General features: G+C 61.9%; 22 protein-coding genes. 11 read left to right on the top strand and 11 right to left on the bottom strand.

Annotation, left to right across the window (positions count from 1 at the left end; all coding sequences use genetic code 11):
* Positions 1–15 precede the first annotated feature (15 nt).
* On the bottom strand, positions 16–486 hold the full coding sequence (locus ACFWAD_RS10780; RefSeq protein WP_378543515.1) for a MarR family winged helix-turn-helix transcriptional regulator: 471 nt from the start codon (positions 484–486) through the stop codon (positions 16–18).
* A 45-nt stretch (positions 487–531) separates the two neighbouring features.
* Entirely contained in the window at positions 532–2,526 is a 1,995-nt protein-coding gene (locus tag ACFWAD_RS10775; RefSeq protein WP_378543512.1) for an ArnT family glycosyltransferase, read from the bottom strand.
* Between the two features lie 172 nt (positions 2,527–2,698).
* Here ACFWAD_RS10775 and ACFWAD_RS10770 point away from each other — a divergent pair, with 172 nt between their 5' ends.
* Positions 2,699–3,202 (top strand): hypothetical protein, encoded by a 504-nt coding sequence (locus ACFWAD_RS10770; RefSeq protein WP_378543509.1) that lies wholly within the window; start codon positions 2,699–2,701, stop codon positions 3,200–3,202.
* A gap of 3 nt (positions 3,203–3,205) precedes the next feature.
* Here ACFWAD_RS10770 and ACFWAD_RS10765 read toward each other — a convergent pair whose 3' ends face one another.
* The gene (locus ACFWAD_RS10765; protein WP_378543506.1) at positions 3,206–4,528 is read right to left on the bottom strand and encodes an NAD(P)/FAD-dependent oxidoreductase; all 1,323 of its coding nucleotides are present in this window, start codon (positions 4,526–4,528) and stop codon (positions 3,206–3,208) included.
* Positions 4,528–5,280, bottom strand: a complete 753-nt coding sequence (locus ACFWAD_RS10760) for an SDR family oxidoreductase (RefSeq protein WP_378543503.1) — start codon at positions 5,278–5,280, stop codon at positions 4,528–4,530. Before ACFWAD_RS10760 ends, ACFWAD_RS10765 begins: the two co-directional genes overlap by 1 nt.
* A gap of 82 nt (positions 5,281–5,362) precedes the next feature.
* On the opposite strand from ACFWAD_RS10760, the gene ACFWAD_RS10755 reads away from it, so the two are divergent.
* The 3 genes from ACFWAD_RS10755 to ACFWAD_RS10745 are packed head-to-tail and all read left to right on the top strand — an operon-like array spanning position 5,363 to position 9,800.
* Entirely contained in the window at positions 5,363–6,772 is a 1,410-nt protein-coding gene (locus ACFWAD_RS10755; RefSeq protein WP_378543500.1) for a dihydrolipoyl dehydrogenase family protein, read from the top strand.
* Positions 6,773–6,801: 29 nt separating this feature from the next.
* Entirely contained in the window at positions 6,802–8,331 is a 1,530-nt protein-coding gene (locus ACFWAD_RS10750) for a carboxylesterase/lipase family protein (RefSeq protein ID WP_378543497.1), read from the top strand.
* Positions 8,328–9,800 carry a carboxylesterase/lipase family protein gene (locus tag ACFWAD_RS10745; RefSeq protein ID WP_378543494.1) on the top strand — a complete coding sequence of 491 codons (1,473 nt, stop codon included), beginning with the start codon at positions 8,328–8,330 and terminating at the stop codon, positions 9,798–9,800. The genes ACFWAD_RS10750 and ACFWAD_RS10745 overlap by 4 nt, the downstream gene beginning before the upstream one ends.
* A gap of 7 nt (positions 9,801–9,807) precedes the next feature.
* On the opposite strand, the gene ACFWAD_RS10740 is transcribed toward ACFWAD_RS10745, so the two are convergent.
* Together ACFWAD_RS10740 and ACFWAD_RS10735 are read right to left on the bottom strand one after the other, a co-directional pair.
* A complete protein-coding gene (locus tag ACFWAD_RS10740; protein ID WP_378543491.1) occupies positions 9,808–10,233 on the bottom strand; it encodes a hypothetical protein in 426 nt (141 codons plus the stop codon).
* Positions 10,230–10,820: a helix-turn-helix domain-containing protein gene (locus ACFWAD_RS10735; protein ID WP_378532571.1), complete on the bottom strand. Its 591-nt coding sequence runs from the start codon at positions 10,818–10,820 to the stop codon at positions 10,230–10,232. Before ACFWAD_RS10735 ends, ACFWAD_RS10740 begins: the two co-directional genes overlap by 4 nt.
* Positions 10,821–10,986: 166 nt before the next feature.
* Between ACFWAD_RS10735 and ACFWAD_RS10730 the strand changes: the two genes are divergently transcribed.
* The 6 genes from ACFWAD_RS10730 to ACFWAD_RS10705 all read left to right on the top strand — a co-directional run bounded on the left by ACFWAD_RS10730 (position 10,987) and on the right by ACFWAD_RS10705 (position 16,934).
* Positions 10,987–11,772 carry an aldolase gene (locus ACFWAD_RS10730; RefSeq protein ID WP_378532569.1) on the top strand — a complete coding sequence of 262 codons (786 nt, stop codon included), beginning with the start codon at positions 10,987–10,989 and terminating at the stop codon, positions 11,770–11,772.
* Between the two features lie 33 nt (positions 11,773–11,805).
* On the top strand, positions 11,806–12,708 hold the full coding sequence (locus ACFWAD_RS10725) for a dihydrodipicolinate synthase family protein (RefSeq protein ID WP_378543486.1): 903 nt from the start codon (positions 11,806–11,808) through the stop codon (positions 12,706–12,708).
* Between the two features lie 59 nt (positions 12,709–12,767).
* On the top strand, positions 12,768–13,628 hold the full coding sequence (locus ACFWAD_RS10720; protein ID WP_378543483.1) for an SDR family oxidoreductase: 861 nt from the start codon (positions 12,768–12,770) through the stop codon (positions 13,626–13,628).
* Positions 13,628–15,421, top strand: coding sequence for a DEAD/DEAH box helicase family protein (locus ACFWAD_RS10715; protein WP_378543480.1), 1,794 nt, complete (start codon positions 13,628–13,630; stop codon positions 15,419–15,421). Before ACFWAD_RS10720 ends, ACFWAD_RS10715 begins: the two co-directional genes overlap by 1 nt.
* Positions 15,422–15,620: 199 nt before the next feature.
* Entirely contained in the window at positions 15,621–16,097 is a 477-nt protein-coding gene (locus tag ACFWAD_RS10710) for a nitroreductase/quinone reductase family protein (protein ID WP_378543477.1), read from the top strand.
* A gap of 57 nt (positions 16,098–16,154) precedes the next feature.
* Entirely contained in the window at positions 16,155–16,934 is a 780-nt protein-coding gene (locus tag ACFWAD_RS10705; RefSeq protein WP_378543474.1) for a DUF427 domain-containing protein, read from the top strand.
* A gap of 46 nt (positions 16,935–16,980) precedes the next feature.
* Here the strand turns inward: ACFWAD_RS10705 and ACFWAD_RS10700 are convergent, their stop codons facing one another.
* The gene (locus ACFWAD_RS10700) at positions 16,981–18,213 is read right to left on the bottom strand and encodes an MFS transporter (protein WP_378543471.1); all 1,233 of its coding nucleotides are present in this window, start codon (positions 18,211–18,213) and stop codon (positions 16,981–16,983) included.
* Between the two features lie 72 nt (positions 18,214–18,285).
* Between ACFWAD_RS10700 and ACFWAD_RS10695 the strand changes: the two genes are divergently transcribed.
* A complete protein-coding gene (locus ACFWAD_RS10695; protein ID WP_378446383.1) occupies positions 18,286–19,161 on the top strand; it encodes a LysR family transcriptional regulator in 876 nt (291 codons plus the stop codon).
* On the opposite strand, the gene ACFWAD_RS10690 is transcribed toward ACFWAD_RS10695, so the two are convergent.
* From ACFWAD_RS10690 to cobF, 4 genes are all read right to left on the bottom strand, one after another.
* Entirely contained in the window at positions 19,154–20,020 is an 867-nt protein-coding gene (locus ACFWAD_RS10690) for an Fpg/Nei family DNA glycosylase (protein ID WP_378532554.1), read from the bottom strand. The two genes, ACFWAD_RS10695 and ACFWAD_RS10690, sit on opposite strands and share 8 nt — an antisense overlap.
* Before the next feature lie 40 nt (positions 20,021–20,060).
* Positions 20,061–21,236: a diguanylate cyclase domain-containing protein gene (locus ACFWAD_RS10685; protein ID WP_378543468.1), complete on the bottom strand. Its 1,176-nt coding sequence runs from the start codon at positions 21,234–21,236 to the stop codon at positions 20,061–20,063.
* A 43-nt stretch (positions 21,237–21,279) separates the two neighbouring features.
* On the bottom strand, positions 21,280–22,446 hold the full coding sequence (locus ACFWAD_RS10680; protein WP_378532549.1) for a diguanylate cyclase: 1,167 nt from the start codon (positions 22,444–22,446) through the stop codon (positions 21,280–21,282).
* 75 nt (positions 22,447–22,521) lie between these two features.
* The gene (cobF, locus tag ACFWAD_RS10675) at positions 22,522–23,262 is read right to left on the bottom strand and encodes a precorrin-6A synthase (deacetylating) (protein WP_378543465.1); all 741 of its coding nucleotides are present in this window, start codon (positions 23,260–23,262) and stop codon (positions 22,522–22,524) included.
* Between the last annotated feature and the right edge of the window lie 151 nt (positions 23,263–23,413).

Below are 23,413 nucleotides of genomic sequence, written 5' to 3'. Positions count from 1 at the left end.
CACTGTGTCAGCATCTCACTGCCCCTCGCCTTCTGATCCGGCTGCTGCCAGAGCGCTCGCCAATCGAGACAGGGCCGGTAGCGCAGCCTCGATACTCGTCCTGTCTTCTGCGGTCAGACTCGACAATGCCTGACCGACAATCACACTCCGTCGATCACGCCATACTTCGACGCGGGCGCGCGCCTCGTCCGAGAGCACCAAACGCGCGACGCGTCGATCGGCCTCGTCGGCGACGCGTTCGATCACTCCCTCGTCGACCAGCTGACGAACCAAGGTGGACACCGTATTTGCCGCGACACCCAATCGCCCGGCAGCCTCGGCCACGGACAGGCCCGGGTTGCGTCGTAGCAACCTGACGAGTTCGATCTGGGCGCCGCCGAGCGGTCGTTCCGCAAACGGCCGCCCCGACGCCTTCCTGGTGCCCCGGCGCAATTGACCGAGCGTCTCCAGGACGTCATCCGCAAAGCCTGATCCGGTTTCATCCACAACCTCACAATAGCTCTGCAACAGAGCTATTGTCGAGAGGTCGGCTTACGCGGTGTAAGAACTCATGTCGTAGACCGTGTAATCGTCCACGGAAGTCGGGGTGAAGTGGGCGTGCACCCACGTGGTGATGTCGGAGTGGCCACCTCCCGCTCGCGCATTTCCGCCGACCTTTCCGCCGCCTCGATCACCACCCTCTTCCGGTGCCTGAGACTGAGACTGTGTCTGCGTGGGCTCGACAAAGTACGTGACACGGTGGTTCGTCACATCCGAGACGAACTCGGCCAGGGTGGGCGCCGGGTCGTTACTGAAACCACCGATCGCCATCACCGCAGTGTTGCTTCCCAATTCCAAAGTTGCTGCTGCCGAGGACCTGTCAATTGCCGCTGACCATCTCGTGGTTGTCGTCCGAAGCATCGAATCCAGTGCGGAACTATCAGCGCCACCCCCGAATCCACTACCACCGAATCCGCTGCCGCCGATTCCACTAGCACCGACGGACTGACCGTCCCGAGAACTGTTCTGCGCCTTCGGCCCTACCGCAGGGCTCCCACCGGTGTGTGGCTGTTCGAACGTCGCCACCGCGTATGCCGTGCCACCACCGAGACCGCCGATCAGTGCGCAGGCGATCAACAACGGCGTGAGAATCCGCCGCTGCGAACCAGAAGTGACGACGAGCCCCACCGAGCCGATGAGGACAGCAGCCAGCAGCACCCACCGAAGCTCGGGCAGCCAGTTCGAATTGCGTTGAAGAAGAACACATCCCCAGACTCCGGCCGTCAGGGCGATCGCTGCCAAGCCGATTCGTCCGAGCAGACGCTCGCGGATCGACCACATCTCGGCAACACCGATGCCGACCAGAGCAGCGATGGCGGGTGCGATCGCCAAAGTGTAATACGCATGGATAGTGCCACTCATGAAGCTGAACACCAATGCATCGACAACCAACCACACACCGAAAATCAACGCGCCACCACGGATCACATCTGTTCGTGGCCGTCGCCCCCGACTTACGAGAATCACGAAGAATGCCATCAGCGCAGAAGGCAGCAACCACGAAATCTCGTATCCGAACTCACCGGTGAAGAGACGGCCGATACCCGGGGCGGCGTTGCCCATTCCCCCACCACGGCCACCGGATACAGCATCGAGCGCTTCCGGCGACGGACCGGACGCCCCACCTCGAGCCCCTCCGCCGCTCCGGCCGAGTATTCGCGCAAATCCGTTGTACCCTAGTACCAAATTCATGAAATTGTTGTCCGTCGAGCCTGCAAGATAGGGACGCGCGTCGGCGGGCCACAGCAGAGTCAAGATGACGAACCATCCGGAAGCGATCATCATCGACACCAGGGCGCCGACAAGGTGGAGTAACCTTTTCGGCAACGAGGTAGGTGCTACGACGAGATATGCAATCGCCAACGCCGGCATCACCATCAGTCCTTCGAGCATTTTCGCCAGGAACGCAAAGCCCAGTGCGACCCCAGCCAATGCCAGCCAACGTGGACTCGCTTTCTCCAACGCACGGACAGTGCAGTAGGCGGCCACAGTCATCAGCAGAACCATCACCGCATCGGGATTGTCGAACCTGAACATCAGCGCGGCAACCGGAGTCAACGCCAAGATCACTCCCGCCAGAAACCCTGCCCCCGCGCCCGACAATCGCGTGACGGCGCCGTAGATCAGGGCCACGGCGCCCACAGCCATCAGGGCCTCGGGAATCAACATGCTCGCGCTGCTGAAACCGAAGAGCTGCCCGGACAGTCCCATTACCCACTGTGAGACCGGAGGCTTGTCGACAGTGATGAAGTTGGACGTGTCCAGCGAGCCGAACAGCAAGGCCTTCCAATTCTGGGAGCCGGCTTGCGCCGCAGCCGCGTAGAACGCGTTGGCGTTGCCATTGATCGCGATGTTCCAGATATAGACGATCGCCGTGCCGACGAGAAGTACAGCCAGAGCGATACGTTGCCACAAATTCTCGGCATGGGAGCGCGGTTCTCCTGCTGTCTGAGGTGCGGAGAGCAATTGATCGCTGGTCTGGGTCACACCACACTGTCCGACCACAACCTGGCCGTCGGCTGGCACGGTCCTGGCAGTTTCCTGTCAGACACCCGACTTCCAGTCAGGACTGTCCGCACCCGCATCGCGTTTTCAGCTCGTCCGCAACGGGTATCCCCGATTGCTTGTCCCGAGCACTCCCGCCCAGAACGGAGACGTCATGCGCAGACAGTGGTTGTTCGCGACGGTAGCGAGTACCGCCCTCGTCCTCACCGGGTGCTCGCCCGACGCCCTCGACTCCGGGGACAGCGCGGACAACGTCACCGCCATCTCGACGTCGCTGTCTCCACCTGCCGCTGCCGATGCTCCCTTGCTGAAGACCGCGAACTCCCCGCTCGGGACGATCGCCGTCGACGGCGAGGGCATGACGGTCTACGTCTACAACCCGGACGAGGAGAACTCCCAAGCCGGCGCGTGTGACGAAGCGTGCCTGCGCTACTGGCCGGCGGTCACCTCGGTCTCCGATTCACCGATCGTCGAGGGCATTGACGCCGCAATCGGCACCGTCGACGGGCCGGAAGGATCGTTCCAGATCACCGTCAACGGCAAGCCCGTCTATCGGTACCTCGACGACAAGGTTCCCGGCGACATGCTCGGACAGAGCATCGGCAGCCTGTGGTGGATGATCGACGCCACCGGAAACCCCGTGTTCACAACGGAGTAGCCCTCAGTTGTACGGCTGCCGAGCGGTTTCCGGATCACCGTACGTGATTGCCCGTTCCCGACGAGTTTTCGACGCCAAGGTTGCACCCCAGTTCAGCACCGTGCTGGCGCGGTTGCGGAACCCGGCGAGAAACGCGATGTGGATGATTCCCCAGGACACCCATCCGATGAACCCGGACAACTGAACCGGCCCTGCCTGAAGCAACGCGTGGCGACGCGAAATGTACGCCGCAGTTCCAAGATCGCGGTACTTGAAAGGCTTTCGGTTGGGTACACCGCTTTCGACGGTGGCCGCGATCCTGGCCCCGGCGTGCCTGCCACCCTGCATCGCAACCTCGGCCACCCCGGCGAGCTCGTCGCGAGACATCAAGTCGCCAACCACGTAGACGTTCGCGTGACCGGGGACGGTCAGATCGGCTTCGACTTCGATGCGGCCACCACCGACCTGCTTCACACCCAGCGCCGTCGCCAAGGCCTCGGCAAACGGCACTGCCTCGACGCCCGCAGTCCACAGAATCGTCCGAGTCTCGTACTGCTGCTTCTCTTTTGTCTTCTTGTCCGTCGTCTCGATGCTGGTCTCGCACACGTCGGTGACGTGCACACCGAGGTGAGTCTCGACGCCTATCCCGTCGAGAGTGCGTTTGGCTGCGGCCGAGAGCTTGCGACTGAACGAGGGCAACACACGATCGTCCCCGTGGAAAAGCAGCACCCGCGCCTCGTCCGGGTCGATGGACCGGAACTCGTTGGTCAGCGCGTGCATCGCCAATTCACGGATCTGCCCGGCCAATTCGACACCGGTGGGTCCGCCGCCCGCCACGGCGAAGGTCAGCCACGGTCGACGCTCCTCCGCCGTCGGGAGCGATTCGGCCATCTCGAACGCGGCAATGAGACTGCGTCTGATTGCCAGAGCGTCGTCGAGGGTTTTCATCCCCGGCGCCCATTTGATGAACTCGTCCTGACCGTGGTACGACTGACGCATTCCGGCCGCCACGATCAGATAGTCGTACGGCAATTCGAAGGTCGACCCGTCGAAGCGGCTGGCGGTCAGTATCCCGGCGTCCGCGTCCACCGACTTTGCCTCGCCCAGAACGACGTTCGTGTTCTTGTTGTCTTCGAGTAGATGCCGCAGCGGACTTGCGATCTGCCCTTCGGAGAGCAGGCCGGTGGCGCACTGGTAGAGCAGCGGCTGGAAGACATGGCTGGTTCCCCGGTCGATCAGAACTACCTCGACGTCGGCCTTCTTGAGTCGTCTCGCCGCGTACAGGCCACCGAAGCCGCCACCGACGATCACTACCCGGGGCTTGCCGTTCGAGATGTGGATGCTCATCAGACAAACCTCGCTGTCACGGAGTTGGGCAGGAATCGTAGGGCCGCATCTATCCCCTTCCACTTGAGGCCGGGCAGCGCCGCCCGTGTGGTTTCCTTCTCGATGGCGTCGACCATCGCGCTGACGCCTTCGTCCAAACTGGCCATGAGCGCAGCATCGTCGCCGGCGCCGGCTGACATGTCGGTCTTGATGAAGCCGGGCAGCAGCGTGGTGACCCGAATGGGTGTGCGCGACAACTCGATACTGAGCGCCTCACCCAGAGCCGCTACCCCGGCCTTGCTCGCCGAGTAGGCCGCCTTCGGCCCGGGTAGCCCCCGATCCGCGCTGATCGAAGACACGAGAACCAAGTGCCCGGCGTCCTGCGCGCGGAAGATCTCGAGCGCAGCTTCACACTGCGAAAGCGCACCGACAAAGTTCGTCTGAGCTGTTGCGAGATTCGCGTGCGCTTTGCCGGTACCGATCTTCGCGCCCTTGCCGAGCCCGGCATTGACGATCACCCGGTCCAGACCGCCCAGCTCGTCGCGAAGCTCGCCGAAAACCCGGACGACGGAATCGTGTTCGGTCACATCGAGTTCGCGCACTGCAACGCTGATCGACGGGTGCTGCGCCACCAACTCCTCGCGCAATGTGTCGAGGCGATCCGTCCGCCGGGCACACAGCGCGAGATCGCGACCTGTTGCAGCAAATCTCCTGGCCATCTCCTCCCCGAGACCTGAACTGGCACCCGTGATCAAAATCTTCTGCCGCGTCATGGGTGCAACTGTAGCCACCATCGAGCTCTCGTACCCGGCAGTAACCGAGCGAACTCGGACCGATCCGGCATACCGTGGAGCCATGACCGACGAATTCGATGTCATCGTGATCGGCGGTGGGCCCGCTGGTGAGAACGCCGCCGCATACGCCATCGCCGGCAGCAATCGCACCGCCGCAATCGTGGAACACGAACTGGTCGGCGGTGAATGCTCGTATTGGGCCTGTATGCCCAGCAAGGCGTTACTGCGTCCAGGGCAGGTCCTCGAAGCGGCCGACGCCTTGCCCGGGATCCCGGCCGGACCGCTGGACGTCGAGGCCGTCCTGAAACGGCGCGACTCGTTCACCCACAACCACGACGATTCGTCCCAGGTCGACTGGGCAACCTCGGTGGGCATCACCGTGATCAAAGGCCACGGAGTGATCGACGGCGAGCGAGCAGTGACCGTCGACGGGACCCGTAAGCTCCGCGCCCGCCAGGCAGTCGTACTCGCTACGGGCACAACTGCCACCGTCCCGAAGACACCGGGATTGCGCGAGGCGCTCCCGTGGACCTCGCGCGATGCGACCAACCTGCACGAGGTTCCCTCGCGAGTGGCGGTCATCGGCGGCGGAGTGGTCGCAACGGAGTGCGCAACGTGGTTGTCGTCGTTCGGCGCTCACGTGACGCTGCTCGTGAGGGGCGATGCCCTGTTGAAATCAGCAGAACCGTTTGCCGGAACGATGGTTGCCGAAGCACTCGGCGCCCGCGGTGTGGATGTTCGACTGAGCACTGACGTCAACTCGGTCTCACGCCCCGATGCCAAGGACACCGGCGAAGGCCACATCCACGGAGGACCCGTCAGCATCGAGACCTCTTCCGGCGTGATCGAGGTCGACGAGGTCATCGTCGCGGCGGGCCGCGGTCCGACCTCTGCCGATCTCGGCTTGTCCGCCATCGGCCTCGAGGACGGCAAGTACGTCACCACCGACGACCACCTCTGTGCCCAAGGTGAGTGGCTCTACGCAGTCGGCGACATCAACGGCCGTTCACCCCTGACACACATGGGCAAGTATCAAGCGAGAGTGTGCGGAGACGTCATCGCAGCGCGAGCCGAGAGTCGGGGACTGCGCGGACCTCGATACACGGCGTCGTCAGACAACGGGCAAGTTCCCCAGGTGGTATTCACCTCACCCGAGATCGCCTGGGTGGGACGCACCGAGAAGAAAGCTCGCGACGACAGTTACGACGTCGAAGTCGTCGAGATCGAATTCGCCGTCGCTGGATCTTCACTGCTGCGTGACGACTACTCGGGACGCGCGAAGTTGGTGATCGACAAGGCCACCGACGTGATCCTCGGCGCTACCTTCGCCGGGCCCGAGGTATCCGAACTGGTGCATGCGGCGACAATCGCGGTGGTCGGCGCCGTACCACTGGAAACTCTGTGGCATGCGGTGCCCTCGTATCCGACGGTCAGTGAGGTCTGGCTTCGATTGCTGGAGGCTCGCCGCTGACGCGATCCCGAAGTACGTATAGTCGCGACATGGCGTCCGACATACTTGTGACCACGGCCGACGGCATTCTGCGCGGCCGCCGGGTGGGAAAACTTCGTGCCTGGCGCGGAATTCCCTACGCCCGGCCGCCGGTCGGAACACTGCGTCTGACGCGACCCCAGCCGGTCACGCCGTGGTCCGGAGAACGCGACGCGACCAGATTCGGCGACGCGTCTGTCCAGCACAAGAAGGGGCTGCTGCTCGCGCCCGGGAAGTACCAGCCCAGCAGCGAAGACTGCCTGACGCTCAACGTGCTCGGTCCGGCGAACACCGGAAATACTCCGCGTCCCGTCATGGTTTTCATCCACGGCGGGGCCAACACCATCGGAACCTCCGCCACCGGCCTGTACTCCGGCGTGTCCCTCGTCGAACGCGGCGATGTCGTCTACGTCTCGATCAACTACCGGCTCGGCGCTCTGGGCTACCTCGATTTCACCCCGTTCTCCACATCCGAGCGCGTATTCGACTCCAACCTCGGACTGCGCGATCAGGTCGCGGCGCTGCAGTGGGTGCAACGCAACATCGCCGCCTTCGGTGGGGATCCCGACAAAGTCACGATTTTCGGTGAATCCGCCGGAGCCACTGCCGTCACCACCCTGATGGCCACTCCGGCCGCCAAGGGACTCTTCGCCGGGGCTATCGCCGAAAGTTCGGCTCCGGATCTGGTCTCGAGCACTCAGCGATCACACGCCTGGGGTGCGCGTTTCGTCGAGATCCTCAATTCCGGTCTACCTCCCGCGAAAGCCCTGACCTCGGCGACAGCCGTCGAATTGGGCCGAGCCGGAAGCCGACTGGGCGCCGAAGTACTCGCGAACACACCTGGACTACATCCCTTCGGACCGGTCGTCGACGGCGACTTCCTTCCGCGCTCCCCCTTGGACGCATTCAAAGAGGGATCGGCACACCAGGTTCCGATGATCATCGGAACCAACAGACGAGAGGGAACGCTGTTCCCGAAAGTGCTCGACGCACTCCCGACCAACCCGTCGCGCATCGACACCATGTTCGCCCTCACCGATCCCGAAGCCGGGAAACGCATCCTCGCAACCTATCCCGGTTATCCGGACGAGCAGTCCGCGATCGACGTCGGCGGCGACGTCACGTTCTGGCACCCGTCCGTGGAGTTGATGCAAGCCCACGCACAATCGGCGCCGACGTACGCCTACCGATTCGACTTCGCGCCGACGATGATGCGTTGGCTCGGCCTCGACGCCACCCACGGATTCGAGATGTTCGCAGTCTTCGGTATCGGTGACACGGTGATCGGGCGCGGCCTCACTCTTCCCGGTGGTCGACGCGGACTGCGCGCAGTCACCGAATCCGTTCAGGGACACTGGCTTCACTTCGCCGAGCACGGCTCGCCGCGCGGATCGTGGCCGCGCTACGACGCGCAGGAGCGTCGGACCATGATCTTCGACCAGATCGTGCGCGTCGAGAACGATCCCAGACGCGAACAACGCTTGGCCTGGGCGGGATACAGCGGTTACCGCAGCCACGGCACCGACATCCCTCTACCGTGACGAGCCCTCTCGAGATCACTCTCGATTCCGGAATCGTGCGCGGCCGCCTCGATCGAGGACTGCGCACCTGGCGAGCAATCCCCTACGCAGCGGCCCCGATCGGTCCTTGGAGATTTCGCGCACCACAGCATGTCGAGGCTTGGAATGGTGTCCGCCCGGCGGAAGCATTCGGCTCTCCGTCTCCGCAGCGCAAGAGCAACTTCGACGAGAACTCTCTGTTCGTGAACGTCGTGGCCCCTCGGCTACCTTCTGATTCGCTGCGACCGGTCATGGTCTTCATTCACGGCGGCGCGTACAACGGTGGGAATCCGTCGACGCCCATGTACCGCGGAACGACCCTGGTCGAGCGAGGCGACATCGTCTACGTCTCTGTCCAGTATCGACTGGGCGCCTTGGGTTACCTCGATTTCAGCGAATACTCCACTGCTGAGCAACCATTCGAGGCGAATCTCGGATTGCGTGATCAGATCGCGGCACTGGCGTGGGTCCAACGCAACATCGCCGCTTTCGGTGGCGACCCGAACGCCGTCACCGTCTTCGGTGAATCGTCCGGCGCCAACGCGGTCACCACATTGATGGCAACGCCGGCGGCACGAGGGCTGTTCGCCCGGGCCATCGCGCAAAGTCCGCCGGCCGCTTCCGCATACGGAAAAGAGCGAGCGCACCGCTGGGCACGCGAGTTCCTCGAGATCGCACAGGCCCCGGATACCGATCCGGCATCGTGGCTGCGCTCCGCTTCGGTGAAGGACCTGGTGGATTCCGGCGAAGAACTTGCGCGCCGCGGCGCCGACGAAGAACCCGGAACGCGGGCATTTGCTCCCGTAGTGGGTGACGATGTCCTTCCCGAACACCCGCTCGACGTGTTCGCAGCGGGAAAAGCCCACCCCGTCCCGTTGCTGGTCGGTTCGAATCTCCATGAGGGGCGGATTTTTCCGCGCGTTCTCGACATCTTGCCTACAAATCCGATTCGGATCGAGAAGATGTTCTCCCACACTCCGCCGGACGTGAAAGAACGCGCGCTTGCGGCCTATCCCACGTATCCACACCGGTTTGCTGCCGCAGATCTCGGCGGCGACATCACTTTCTGGGAACCGGCGATACTGTGCGCCCAGGGCCACTGCCAGGTGGCTCCGACCTACAGTTACCGCTACGACTTTGCGCCGCGACTGCTCCGACTCGTCGGCATGGGCGCTACCCACGCCACCGAATTGCTTGCGGTCTTCGGGCGTTCGGATGCACTCACGACGGCCTTGACCGCAGTCGGAGGTCGCCGCGGACTGACCGCGGTGACCTCCACCATGCAGCGCCACTGGATCCACTTCGCCCGCCACGGAGTGCCGGACCGGGAATGGCCCGTCTACTCCGTTCCGGAGCGGCAAACGATGATCTTCGACGAGACGTCCCGGGTGGAGGACGACCCGATGGGTGAGCGTCGACGGGCCTGGATCGGCTACGAGCACAGGCGTTGAAGCCCGATCAGAAAAACTGGCCTTTCACGAAACCTGCGAGTAGGACGGCGAATCCGCCGACCTCTCCGAGAATCAGCAGGAACATTCCGAGGTGCAGGGGCGGACCGGCGGACTCGAACTGGTTGTCGGTGTCTTTCATCGCACCGTGAGCGATGTAGCTGAATATCGCTGCAAGAAAGAAGAATACGACCACTCCTGCGCTGGTCAAGTTGATCCACGTCGGCCACGCACTGAGTTCGACGAACACCGCGATCAACAGCGTTGCAAACGAGTACATCAGTGCTGCGCGGTGTGCGATGTCGACATACGGATGGGCGAGGTGATTGTCCGAGGTAGCCATCTGTTGGTATTTCCAGATGCCCAGGCACAGGGAGAGCAGGAAGATCAGACCCGCCGCGAGCAGCGTGAGTGTCGTATCGGTCCCGAGCGTCATCTGCTCACCCCGCAGTGCGTTTCCAGCGAGTCACCGCTGGGTGATCCAGCCGAAGGCTTGTCGTAGACGACAACCAGCACCACCGCACGATCCGCCGACACCGACCGCATCCGGTGCGGCGTATTCGCGTCGAAGTACAAACTGTCGCCGGCGTCGAGGTGCATCGTCTGACCGGGGATTTCGAATTCCACAGATCCGGAGTGCACGAACACGAACTCCTCTCCCGTGTGGTCCATGAACTTGGGACCCATCACCGAGGACGGATGAACCACGAACGGCTGCATGGCCTTTCCGACCAGTGAGGGCGCGATCGGATCGTAGACGGAAGACTGCACGGAGGTGGCCGGGTCGATCACGCGGTCCTTCGCGCGCACGATCGTCATGGCATTTCCCTCCATACTGTCCGAGAACAGTTGCCCCACATCGGCATCGAGCACACGCGCAATCTTGAGTGCCACCGCGATCGACGGGGTACTGATACCCCGCTCGACCTTGGAGAGATAGCTCTTCGTCAGCCCGGTCTGCTCGGCCAGGCCCTCGAGCGTCAGACCGGCACGACGCCGATGTGTCCGCAGAAACGCTGCCATTCGATTCCCCTCACGAGACTTTGTGTCATCACCCTACCAACACATTGACCTGCGATGACCAGCACCATACGAACGCAGGGTTGCGCAATTCCGTCCTATATGACACTTTGTGTCCTGTAGGTGACTGAATGTCATCTACTCCTGGGTCCCGAGAAAGGCACACCCCATGACCGACACGATGCATGCGAGCAAGCAAGAACTCATGGCCACCGCCGAGACGAAGATGCTCACCGAAGTAACCACAGGTAGTTGGACCCTTCGACAGAAAATCGCGTTGACCTGCAGGGCGCTGTCGGAGGCCGGCCACGATTCCGGCCTTGCCGGCCAGATCTCCGCCCGCGGTGAGCAGCCCGGCACGTTTGTCACCCAGCGACTCGGCCTCGGGTTCGACGAGATCACCGAGGACAACCTCCTGCTTGTCAACGAGGATCTCGAGGTTCTGGACGGGGAGGGAATGCCGAACCCCGCCAACAGGTTCCACAGCTGGATCTACCGCGCCCGACCCGACGTCAACTGCATCGTCCACACGCACCCATTGCACGCGACGGCGTTGTCGATGCTCGAAATTCCCCTCGTCGTGTCCCAAATGGACATCGCACCCCTCTACGACGATTGCGCATTTCTTGCCGACTGGCCCGGAGTTCCTGTGGGAAACGAGGAGGGCGAGATCATTTCGGCTGCACTCGGCGACAAGCGGGCAATTCTGCTCGCCCACCACGGCCAACTCGTCGTCGGCAACACGGTCGAAGAGGCATGCTCCCTCGGACATCTGATCGAGCGGGCCGCGCGGCTGCAGTTGCTGGCGATGGCTGCCGGCGACATCAAGCCGCTACCGCCTCGCCTGGCGAAAGAGGCACACGATTGGACGCTGACTCCTCGGCGCAGCGAGGCGAACTTCGCGTACTACGCCCGCCGCGCTCTCCGCAATCACCCAGACACGCTGACCAACTGAATTTCGTTTCTCACCAACAGAACAGAGAATCTCATGAGCAGCACCATCAAGGGAATCGTCGCCTATCCCATCACCCCGTTCGACCGCGATACCGGAGCGTTCGATTCCAAGCCGCTACACACGCTCCTCGACAACATGATCGGCAGTGGTGTCGACGCGATAGCTCCGCTCGGCAGTACCGGCGAGAGCGCCTATCTCGACGACGCGGAATGGGAGACAGTCGCCCGGGAGACCCTCGACTACGTCGACCGCCGAGTCCCCACCGTCGTCGGCGTATCGGACCTGACGACGGCGGGAGCACTTCGCCGAGCATCGATCGCGGCAGACGCCGGCGCCGACGCAGTCATGATCCTTCCCACGTCGTACTGGCATCTGGGTGAGCAGGAGATTCGTGAACACGTCACTGCGGTAGCCGATTCCGTCGACATTCCGACGATGATCTACAACAATCCGGCCACCACCGGTATCGACATGTCGCCGGAGTTTCTCGTCGATCTCGTCTCCACCGTCGACGGCATCACGATGATCAAGGAATCCACCGGCGATATCACCCGGATGAACCGCATCAACGAACTGAGCGGTGGCACGATCCCCTTTTTCAACGGCAGCAATCCTCTTGCACTGCAATCTTTCTCTGCCGGTGCACGCGGATGGTGCACGGCAGCCCCGTGTCTGGCCCCAGGGCAGGTGGTGCACTTCTGGCGTCTACTCGAATCCGGTGAGCGGTCGGGTGCCGCCGCTGTGTTCGAACAGATCGAGCCACTACTGAAGGTCCTCATCAGTCGCGGACTGCCGTCGACGGTCAAAGCCGGATTGGAATTTCTCGGCGTCGACGCCGGCCTTCCCCGCCGGCCCCTGCTGCCCCTCGACGACAACACCAGGACTGCACTGTCCGATGCGTTGTCGGTGGCTCGCGGTGTAATCGTCGCGTCGTGACCTGACGTGGGGGTGGGTTCCGGCAAGATGGAATGCACACCGACCGAAGGAGGGGCACCATGTCCGTAGATTCACGGTCTGCGAGGATCGCCGTCACCGGCGCTACCGGTCATATCGGCGGCCTGGTGGCCGCGTCGTTGGCCGACGCCGGTGTCCCGCAGCGGCTGATCGCACGCTCGGTCAATCGATTACCGCAGCTCGCCGGTGCCGATTCCGCCGAGACCACATACGGGGATCGCGAGCGCGCGCTGGCGGCTTTGGCGGGAATCGACACCCTTTTCATGGTGTCGGCGGCCGAAAGCGCAGATCGCCTGGATCAGCATCGCACCTTCGTCGACGCCGCAGCGGCGGCCGGGGTCAGGCACATCGTGTACACGTCTTTCCTCGGCGCCGCTCCGGACGCAACGTTCACGCTCGCGCGCGATCACTGGGTCACCGAAGAACACATCCGTGCTTCCGGACTCGCATTCACCTTCCTGCGCGACAGCTTCTACCTCGATTTCCTACCCGCTCTCGCCGGCGAAGACGGTGTGATCCGGGGCCCCGCAGGAAACGGTCTCGTGGGCGCTGTAGCGCGATCCGACATTGCTGCCGTCGCTGTCTCGGTCCTGAAGGATCTGGATTCCCATGTCGGACAGACGTACAACCTGACCGGACGGGAGGCGCTGACGCTCTCCGAGGCTGCGAGCATCATCACTGAAGTCACGGGCAAGCAGACCACGTACGTCGAGGAAACTGTCGAGGAAGCTTACGAATCACGGGCGTCGTACAACGCACCGGCCTGGGAACTCGACGCGTGGGTATCGACGTACACCGCAATCGCGCAGGGTGAATTGTCGCTGATCACGGGCACCGTGGAGGACCTTGTCGGCCGGCCTGCGCTCACGCTGCGTGAATTCCTCACAGCAGAAACCGCCTGATGCCACCACGCAAAGCAACCACGGCACGCAAGGCTGCCGCAAAGAAGGCTGCACCGAAGAAGGCTGCACCCAAGAGGAACACGACCAGAAAGACCGCCCCGAAGAAGGCTGTCGCAAAGAAGAGCTCACGCGCGACGATGCCGGATGTGCCGACTGCCGGCCCTGGTGAGAGAGTCTGGCTCCTCGACGTTCCCTTTCGTACGCCGGCGCCTGGTGCGCAGTTCGTCAAGAAATGGAAGAGCTACGCGTGGGTCGGTACGGAGTTGCCCGTAGAACTCGCTCCATTCAAGGCACTCCCCTTCTCGTATCAGCAGTGGGTCGAGGACGACATCAATGACAGCACCGGCGAACGTCCCGTTGCTGCACCCAAAATTCCTCGGCCCGAGCAGGTTTCGGGGGCGAGCGCCGTCGTCGACGCTGCTCGCGCCGGTAAACGCGGATTTCTGTTGGCAGACAATGCCGGCCTGGGTAAAACGCTCATCGCGGTGATGGCTGCCAAGACGATTGCCGAAGAGCGCGGCGAAACCAACATCCTCGTCCTCGTCGATCGACCGGCACAGATCACCATTCCGCATTGGCGCTATTCCATCGCCTCGGTGGGCGACGGCGGCTTCCGTTGGCTGATCATGTCGCCTGACCAATTGAAGAAACTGATCGCACGAAACGGGCGTCCCAAGTACACGTTCGGTGTGGTGATTGCGGACGAGGCGCAGCTGTACAGCAACGACACACAGCGCACCGCTGCTTTCGAGAAGGTTGCGCGCTTTTCGAATGCGCACGACCAGGCGCCCTTCGTCCTGTCCGTGACAGCAACTCCGGGACATACTCCAGCCGATCAGCGTTACCTGGCACCACTTTTTGCGCAGCTGCATTCGGAGCCCTCCGAATACTGGTCGGACCTCGGCGCCAGGCTTGTCGAGTCCGGTCTTCCGCTGGACAAGTCCTACGGGAAGTGGACGTGGAGCGCTGAGGCGAAGGAATCACCGACACTGCAATCCCAGGCGCTCGAGACCGTACGAGGGTGGATGTCGAACAGTAAACCGCCCTTGATGATTCATCGACCGACGCCGTGGGGACCCGTTCCACTGGACGGTATGCCGATCGACCTCACGCATGCCCAGCGCGCCGAGTACGAGACGGAGTGGGCCGAGTACGCGTACGAGATGGGCTTGGCCCGTAAGAGCCGCAACATTGCTCGGGGTCGTGCGCTGGTTCTCCGCTATCGGCAGAAGGCGGGAATGATCCGTGCCGAGTCGACAGCTCAGTGGGCGCAAGCCCAGGTCAAGGCAGGCAAGCAGGTGTTGGTGGCCGTCGAGTTCGTCTCCACGGCAGGCGATCCGCTGGTCGAGATGATCGAAGACGCCGGAATCTCGGTCGCGAAACTGTTCGGTTCGGTAGCGGACAAGGAGGGCCAGCGTCTGCGATTTCAACGCGGGGACGCACCCGTCGTCGTCTTCAATGTCACAACCTCGATTTCGCTCCATGCCAACGAAGCGCTCCCGGACGGCTCTCACGCATCCTCGATGCCACGGACGGGGATCTTTCATCAACCGCGATACTCAGGAATCGCGGCAGAACAGACATTCGGTCGGTCACATCGCGACTACCAAACGTGCCCGTGGGTAATACCCTTCGGCGTGGGCACCAAGGAAGAGGACGTCGCCACGGTCATGTTGCGCAATCTCAATTCCGTGACCGGCCTGAAAGGGGGCGATCGATCCGGACTGCGGTCGCTGTCCGAATTGCTCGGTGTCGAATGGCTCGAGCCCGACGTCTTGACTTCGGAGGCCTGACCTTCCAGCGAACATCCACCGACCAAAAACGGGCGGTTTCAGAGATTTGCCCCAATTCCACTCCACCAAAACCGAATTCGGCCGACCGCTTCATTCTTTTCGGGACCTTGGGACTCAGGTATCTGTGACCTGACGTGGCAGACTCTTTCGAGTCGAGGTGCACCAGCCTCGAAACAGTGCCGAGAATGCGAGGGGTCCGATGCGCAATATCTACCGGTCATTGATGCGCAATGTCGGCCATACACAATGGTTCTCGGATCTCGGTAAGGATCTGGTTCCGCTCGATCGAGCAGTGCAGAGAGTGTCGGGAGGCAAGCTCTCGCTGGTCGGAGAGAACACCGTGACTCAGCTGCTGCTCACCACGACGGGCCGAAAGACCGGCCGTTCTCGCACCACGCCACTCCTGTACGCACCCGACGGCGATGCGTTCGTCGTCGTCGGATCCAACTGGGGGCAGGATACGCATCCAGCGTGGACACTCAATTTGATGGCCAACCCCACTGCGATCGTGACGGTGAAGGGCGTCGAAATTCAGGTCGGTGCAACCCTGGCGGAGGGCGCCACGCGTAAGAAACTGTGGACGCTCGCGACCACCGCGTGGCCGCCGTACGAAACCTACGCCGATCGAGCATTCGGGCGCCAGATCCGCGTATTTCGGCTCCACCCTGTCAAATAGCTGCTGCCGGGCGCAGGATGGGAAGGACAACCTGCCAAATCTCAGGAGCATTCACGAATGTCCACAGCACTGACTCACGCAGAAGACACACAGGTCAAAGCTTCCAACGGGCGGATCGCACTCGAGCCGAACCCCCGCCGAATTCGAGCATTCTTCGCTGGTCACGCCGTCGCTGACACCACTCGTTCGGTGTATCTGTTCGAACGCGGCCGCCTGCCGATGTACTACATCCCCCTCACCGACGTTCGCAACGAATTCCTCGTCCCGACGTCGACGACCACCCATTGCCTGTGGAAGGGTGACGCCACATATTGGACTATCGAGATCGGGGATCGCCGCGCCGAGGACGCCGTCTGGTCCTACCCTCAACAGTTCGACGGTTCCCTGGACCTGAGTGAGTACGTCGCGTTCTACTGGGATCGCATGGACGCCTGGTTCGAAGAAGATCAACAGGTCTTTGTCCACGCCCGCGATCCATACGTACGTATCGACGCACTCCCCTCGTCCCGGCACGTCGAGGTTTTTGTCGGCGACGTACTGGTCGCCGAGACGACACGACCCCGACTGCTCTTCGAAACCGGCCTGCCTACCCGCTATTACATTCCGAGAATCGACGTCCGCAGCGAGTACTTTGTCGCGTCCCCGACCACCACTGCTTGCCCGTATAAGGGCACCGCGTCGTATCTGTCCTTCACCGGCACAAGCGAACTCGCACCGATCGACGATCTGGCGTGGTTCTATCCGTTCACCACCGCCGAAGCGTCCGGGATCGACGACCACGTGTCGTTCTATCCCGAACGCGTCGGCAAGATCCTGGTGGACGGTGCCGAAATCTGAGAAGGTGCAGGGATCTGAAAGGTGCTGGAATCGAGAAGGTGGCTGCCTATCCCACCGCGACAGGGGATTCCGGGATTCGCAGTTCAGCCGTCTCCAGGCGGCGATCGTGCATCCACACCAACGCCGTTGCAAGGGAGAAGACCAACCCGGCGATGCATACTCCGTTCCAGCCGTACGACTTCCACACCACTGATCCCACTGCCGAACCCACGGCAGCACCGACGAAGTAGGTAGTCATGTACACGGAGTTCACACGCGAACGTGCCTCGGGGACAAGGGCGTAGATCACATTCTGGTTACTGACGTGTACTCCCTGCAGCGCGAGATCGGCAAGAACGATGGCAACAAGAAACCACACTATGTGCGCGGCACCGGCGACAAAGGGAAGCCACGAGACCAACAGAATCGCAATGGCGCCGCCGGTTGCCACCTGACCCAATCCCCGATCGGCCAGTCTGCCTGCCACTGTCGCCATCAACGCTCCTGCCACACCGAGAAGTCCGACGAGGCCGATTTGAGTGTCGCTGTAGCCGAATTCGTCGGAGAGCAGAAAGGCCATGGTTGTGAAAACAGTGCTGACAGCAGCAAAGGCCAACCCGCCCATAGCCGATCGAGTTCTCAGTCGCGGCAACGTCGCAGCCAACCTTCCTACCGAAGCAAGCGTGGCACCGTAACCGGCCTTCGGGCGATCTGCGGAATCGGAAGGCAGAGATCGCCACAATGCCACGGCCATTCCCACCATCAGCACCGCCGCCACCTTGTATACCGTCGACCAACCTCCCAGTCCGGAGAGCACGCCGGCAACGCTGCGCGCCAACAGGATTCCGATCAGTAGTCCGCTCATGATCGTGCCGACCACCTGACCGGACCTCTCAGGCTCGGCCAGTGAGGCGGCAAACGGGATCAGTACCTGCGCGGCGACCGAAAAGACTCCAGCGACTGCGATTCCCACTGCCAGCGTGGCAAAGTTCGGCGCAAATCCGCTGACCGCTTGACCGGTCGCCGCCAGCAGCATGAGCCCTACCGTCAGCTTGCGTCGGTCCACCATGTCGCCCACCGGAACCAGGAGTATCAATCCGAGTGCATACGCGACCTGCGCAATGGTCACCGTCGCGGCTGCGGTCGAGGCCGACACATTCAAGTGATTCGCGATGGAATCGAGGAGTGGCTGATTGAAATAGTTACCGCCCGCGCACAGGCCCGTCGCTGCAGCCATCAGCAGCACTGTCGGTAGTCCGAGCCTCGGACGCGCGTCGCTTGAAATCATGTCGCCAAGCATGACCCTCCACACCGTCGTGCGTCCAATAGATGGATACGCATGATCTATCGCTGAAAACGATAGATTGGTGATATGGAACTACGTCACATTCGCTACGCCCTTGCCGTCGCGGAAGACAGACACTTCAGCCGGGCTGCCGCGCGGTTGCACGTTTCCCAGTCCGCCCTGAGCGCCCAGATCAGAGACCTCGAAAAGGAACTGGGAGTAGAACTGTTCAACCGGAACAGTCGCAACGTGGGCCTGACTGCTGCCGGCGAGGTTTTTGTTGCGCGCTCCCGCGAGGTACTCGGCGCCATGTCGAGACTGGTCAGCGATGTCTCGGCTCGGAGCAACGAGCAGGTGCGGCTGACGGTAGGCACCATCACCTCGGCAGGACGCGTCGACGTCGGCCGCGCGCTGGCAGATCTGACACGGCGGCATCCCGCCATCAACATCACCGCGCGGCCCTACGGCAGTGAAGTAGTGATCGAGGGAGTTCGGTCCGGCGCGATCGACGTCGGCATTGTCGGATTGGCCGCCGGCCGCCTACCCAAGAGCTTTGCCGCGGCACCGTTGTGGAGTGAACCGACCGCAGCGTTTGTCGCTCCCGACCATCCCTTTGCCCAGGCCTCGTCGATCAGGCTCGAAGACCTACGAGATCACACTCTCGTGGACTTCGCCTCGGGCAGCGAGGCCCGTGTCCAAACCGACCAGGCCTTCGCCGAATCACAGGTCCCACGCGGAAAAACTCTCGAAGCCAACTCCGTAGACCTGATCTGTTCACTGACCGCCAACGGTTTGGGCGTCGGCCTGCTCCCCCAGTCCATGAGCGCCCTACATCCCGAACTGATCTGCATTCCGATCACCGATGCACCGCATCGGATCGTCCACGCAATAACCGAACCCACCCATTCGTCTGCCCTCGCCCGAGAGTTCGTCGAACTGCTCGCGGCGCAGTTCGCTACTTGAGTAATTTCGACATTCGCCTGTCCGCCAATGGCTTACCACCCGTCTGGCACGTCGCGCAGTACTGAAAAGAGCGTTCTGCGAACGACACTTCGCGTACGACGTCACCGCACACCGGGCAGGGAAGTCCTGTGCGCGCGTGTACTTGCATCCCCGAGCGTTTCTCACCCTTGAGTCGGGCCGCGTCCTGACCCTCGGAACGCTCGACCGCATCGGCCAGCGTGGATCGCATCACGGTGTACAGCGTCGAAATCTGCTCCGGAGTCAGGCGCGACGACGTCGCGAAGGGCGAGAGCTTCGCGGTATGGAGGATCTCGTCCGAATAGGCGTTACCGATACCGGCGATCAGCGACTGATCAACTATCGAGTTCTTGATCCGGGCCGACGTGCCGCCCAGAATTTCTGCGAACTCCGCTTCCGTCACAGCCATCGCGTCCGGCCCCAATCGCGCGATGCCTGGAACCTCTTGCGGATCGCTGACCACCCAGACTGCCAGGCGCTTCTTGGTACCTGCTTCGGTGAGATCGAACGCCGGCGTCAACCCTTCGGGTGTGAAGAAATGAACGCGTAGCGCCAACGGCCCCTTGCCAGGCTTCGGCGGTGCTGCCGACGGATTGTCGAGCCACCGCATCCAACCGGCACGGGAGAGATGCGTGACCAACCACAACCCGTCGCAGTCCAGCGCCAGATGCTTTCCGAAGCGGGCGGCGCCCGTCACGTCACGCCCCTGCAAGGCCGTGATCGGCGGATCGAAGGTCTTGAGCACACTCAGTGCGGCGATGTCGACGCGTCCTACCACTGCGCCGACCGCGTGCTGACGAAGGAACCCTGCCAGTGCTTCCACCTCGGGTAGTTCAGGCATGGCAACAGACTAGCGCCGACCACGGACACTCACAGCGCGCTCAGCCGGTTTCAGTCTGCAGAACCACCGAGTGCCCACCTCGCGCCTTCGCGGCGTACATCGCCCGATCCGCTCGCCGCAGCAGAGTCGGGTAGGCGACCAACGCATCGTCAACCGAGTCGAAAGGCCCTGCCACTTTCGCGATTCCGACGCTTATCGCCACCGGTGGATGATCGGGCGAGGTGATCGTCGGACGCCGAAGTTCGTGCGCGAGTCGATCGACCGAGCGTTGATCGACCGAATCGACGATTACAAACTCGTCGCCCCCGATCCGTGCGATCAACGCCGTCGGTCCGGCGCTGTCGACCAGTCGCGATCCGACTTTTTCGATCACCGCATCGCCGACGCTGTGCCCGTACTCGTCGTTGATCGCTTTGAATCGATTGATGTCGACCGCGGCGACAACCAAGAGAGTCGAGTGCTTGTGCGAGCGCTCGAGTAAGAGCCGTACTTCGTCTGCCAGCCCCCTTCTGTTCAGCAATCCGGTCAGCGGGTCCAATTGCGAATTCAGCGCATCGGTACTGAGGATCGAGAGTATGAACTGACAGGCAAAGGGAATCACGTAGATCGCTGCACCCACTAGAACAACCAGCGCGAGAAGAACCGGAATATCGGAATAGTTCTCGACAATGGCAATGCGTGTCACGATCCCGATGACTACGACGAACACCCACAACATGTGCAGGCTCTGAAGTCGAGCATTGTGAAAGAACGCGATGTAACCGCCGATCACGGAGAACATCACTGCATGCGCCAATGCCGCAAGTGGATTGGAGTACAACAGCATTGCTGCGGCAATTCCCACTTCTGAATAGAGCACGAAGGCGTATGACCACGAGCGAGACAGATTGCGCTTCGTCGAGAGAACAAGGACCATCATCACAGTTACGACGATGATCACCAGATTCGCAGTGCGCGCATGCGCGCTCGTCGGCCCCTGTGCACTGAATCGAGTCAAGAACATGATGACCGTGACCAGCACCAACGAGGAGACGACCAGAAAACGTGAAGCGATGGTCAGCCCCTTGTCCGCAAGGTAGCGATTGAAAGTATCGAATTGATCCGGCCGCTGATACCAATCGACGAGTTGCGAAGAGATCATCCGAAATGCTGGACCCGAGAGCGGTCGTTGCGACGCGACGACGTCCGAACGCTCTGCACCCCCGGTTGTTCCCATGAGGTCAGGGTAATCCAGTCAACTCCCCGCAATCAGACAAATATCACGGTTTTTCTTCGCACATCACAACCTGATTGCCGCCGCCGGCCTTCGCTCGGTACATCGAGGTGTCGGCTACTCGAAACAGTTCCGTCAACTCCTCGTCGGAAATGATCGCCGACCATTGAGCAGAGGTGATCGCCACTCCGACACTGGTCGTCACTGCCGGATCACGATCGTCGATTCGCAAGTGCCTCCGCAGCTTGTCTTCGAATGCAGGCGCTGCACCGGTGTCTATCATGTCGACCAACACGAACTCGTCCCCACCGAACCTGGCGAAGAGTGCGTTTTCGCTGCCACACCACCGCAGTCGATCAGCAATCTGACGAAGTACAAGATCGCCTTCTTCGTGCCCGTGCGAGTCGTTGACGCTCTTGAACGAATCGACATCGACAATCGCGACGACATAAGACGATTTGCTCGACGCATGTCCCGTTGCCCCCAACTCGACTACTGCTCGCTGCAGCCCGCGCCGATTCAGGAGGCCGGTCAACGGATCGACATCCGAACTTTCGGCGTCGGATCCGAGAAGTGAGAGGACGAACTGGCATGCAAACGGCACGACGACGATCGCGGTGGCGATGATCAGACACAGTGCAGTGGCCAACGCAGGGTCCGCGTAGTCCGCGACCTTTCGCCCGACGAGTGCCAGAACCACGATGGACAGCGCGATGTGAACTGCTTGGAGTCTCGCATTGTGGAAGTAAGCGATGTAACCGCCGATCAGCGCGAAGAGCACACACTGGATCAACCCGATGAACGGATCGCTGTTCAGGAATACACCGACGAAGACGCCGACCTCGCAGTAGACGACAAAGAAATACGACCACCGACGTGTGATTTCGGGTAAGAGACAGAAGAGCACGATCACCGCGACCGTGACGGCGATGATCACGGCGTTGACGACACTGGTGACGTGGTTGTGAACGCCCGCATCGCTGAAGCGCAACAGAGTCATCGCGATGATGACCGTCGTCAGGGAGCTGACAACCAGCAATCGGACAGCTAGCTCCAGGCCCTTCGCGGCGAGGTATCGATTGAAACTGTCGAATCGATCAGGGTTCCGATACCACTGGGCGAGAAGATCCAGAGCCGACTTCACCGCTGATTTTTCACGGCCACGCGGTGCGGGCAGAATCGACTGCCGTCGATCCTGCCCGAACGATGTCATGCGCAGATCATAGGTGCGCAGACCGTCATTCGGGATCAAGAGCGCAGGATCGACGACGCAATCTGTGGCCGGTCGTCAGCGCCGAACGAGGTACGTATCCATGATCCAGCCGTGCTTCTCTCGCAGCTCCGCCCGACGCGCGACGATCCGATCTTCGACGTCGCGCAGTTTGCCGGAAATCAACTCCTCGTCCGAGGTTCCGAGGTACGCACCCCACCAGATCTCGGCGTCGTCTTCGGCCACCTGAGTGAACGTGCAATGCGCGTCGAGCATCACGACGGCGTTGTCCACTCCGTCAGGTAATCCCTCGGCCAGTTTGCGGCCGGTCGTGATGTGGATGGGTTCACCGATGCGGTTCAGGACGATCCGGTGTTGTGCAGCCAACGACTGCACACTCGTGATCCCCGGGATGACGGAGTAGTCGAACGACACTCTCCCGCGAGCGAGCACGCGCTCGACGATCCGCAGAGTGCTGTCGTAGAGGGAAGGGTCACCCCAGACGAGAATCGCGCCCACTCCGGGTTCGGCCGCGAATTCCGCTTCGAATTTCGCTGCCCTGCGCTCGTGCCAGTCCTCGACGACACCTTCGTAATCGGTCGGGGTTCGGTCCCGCGGTGGGTCCGTGATCTCGACCACCTTGTAGTCGAGATGAACGTGCTCGTCGAGGATGCCGGTTCGCAGGTCGACCAGAGCCTGCTTCTCGTCACCCTTTCCGATGATGAAGAAGGTATCGGCCCTGTTCATGGCCTTGATCGCCTGAACAGTCACCTGGTCGGGATCACCCGCACCGATACCGATCACCAAGAGTTCGCGCATGCGCTGAGGCTATATTGCTGTGCGCCTTTATTAAACGCCGGAGGTTAATAAAAGCGCACAGCAGGCTAGGCCCTAGACTGATTCCCGGTCTCTTATAAACAACAGACGCAGCCGACGAAAATGAGAGTGTAGATATCGGTGGGGGCCGGAT

This window comes from Rhodococcus sp. NPDC059969, assembly GCF_042738325.1.
Taxonomy (GTDB): Bacteria; Actinomycetota; Actinomycetes; order Mycobacteriales; family Mycobacteriaceae; genus Rhodococcus_F.
This window is presented reverse-complemented; position numbering and strand designations above follow the sequence as displayed.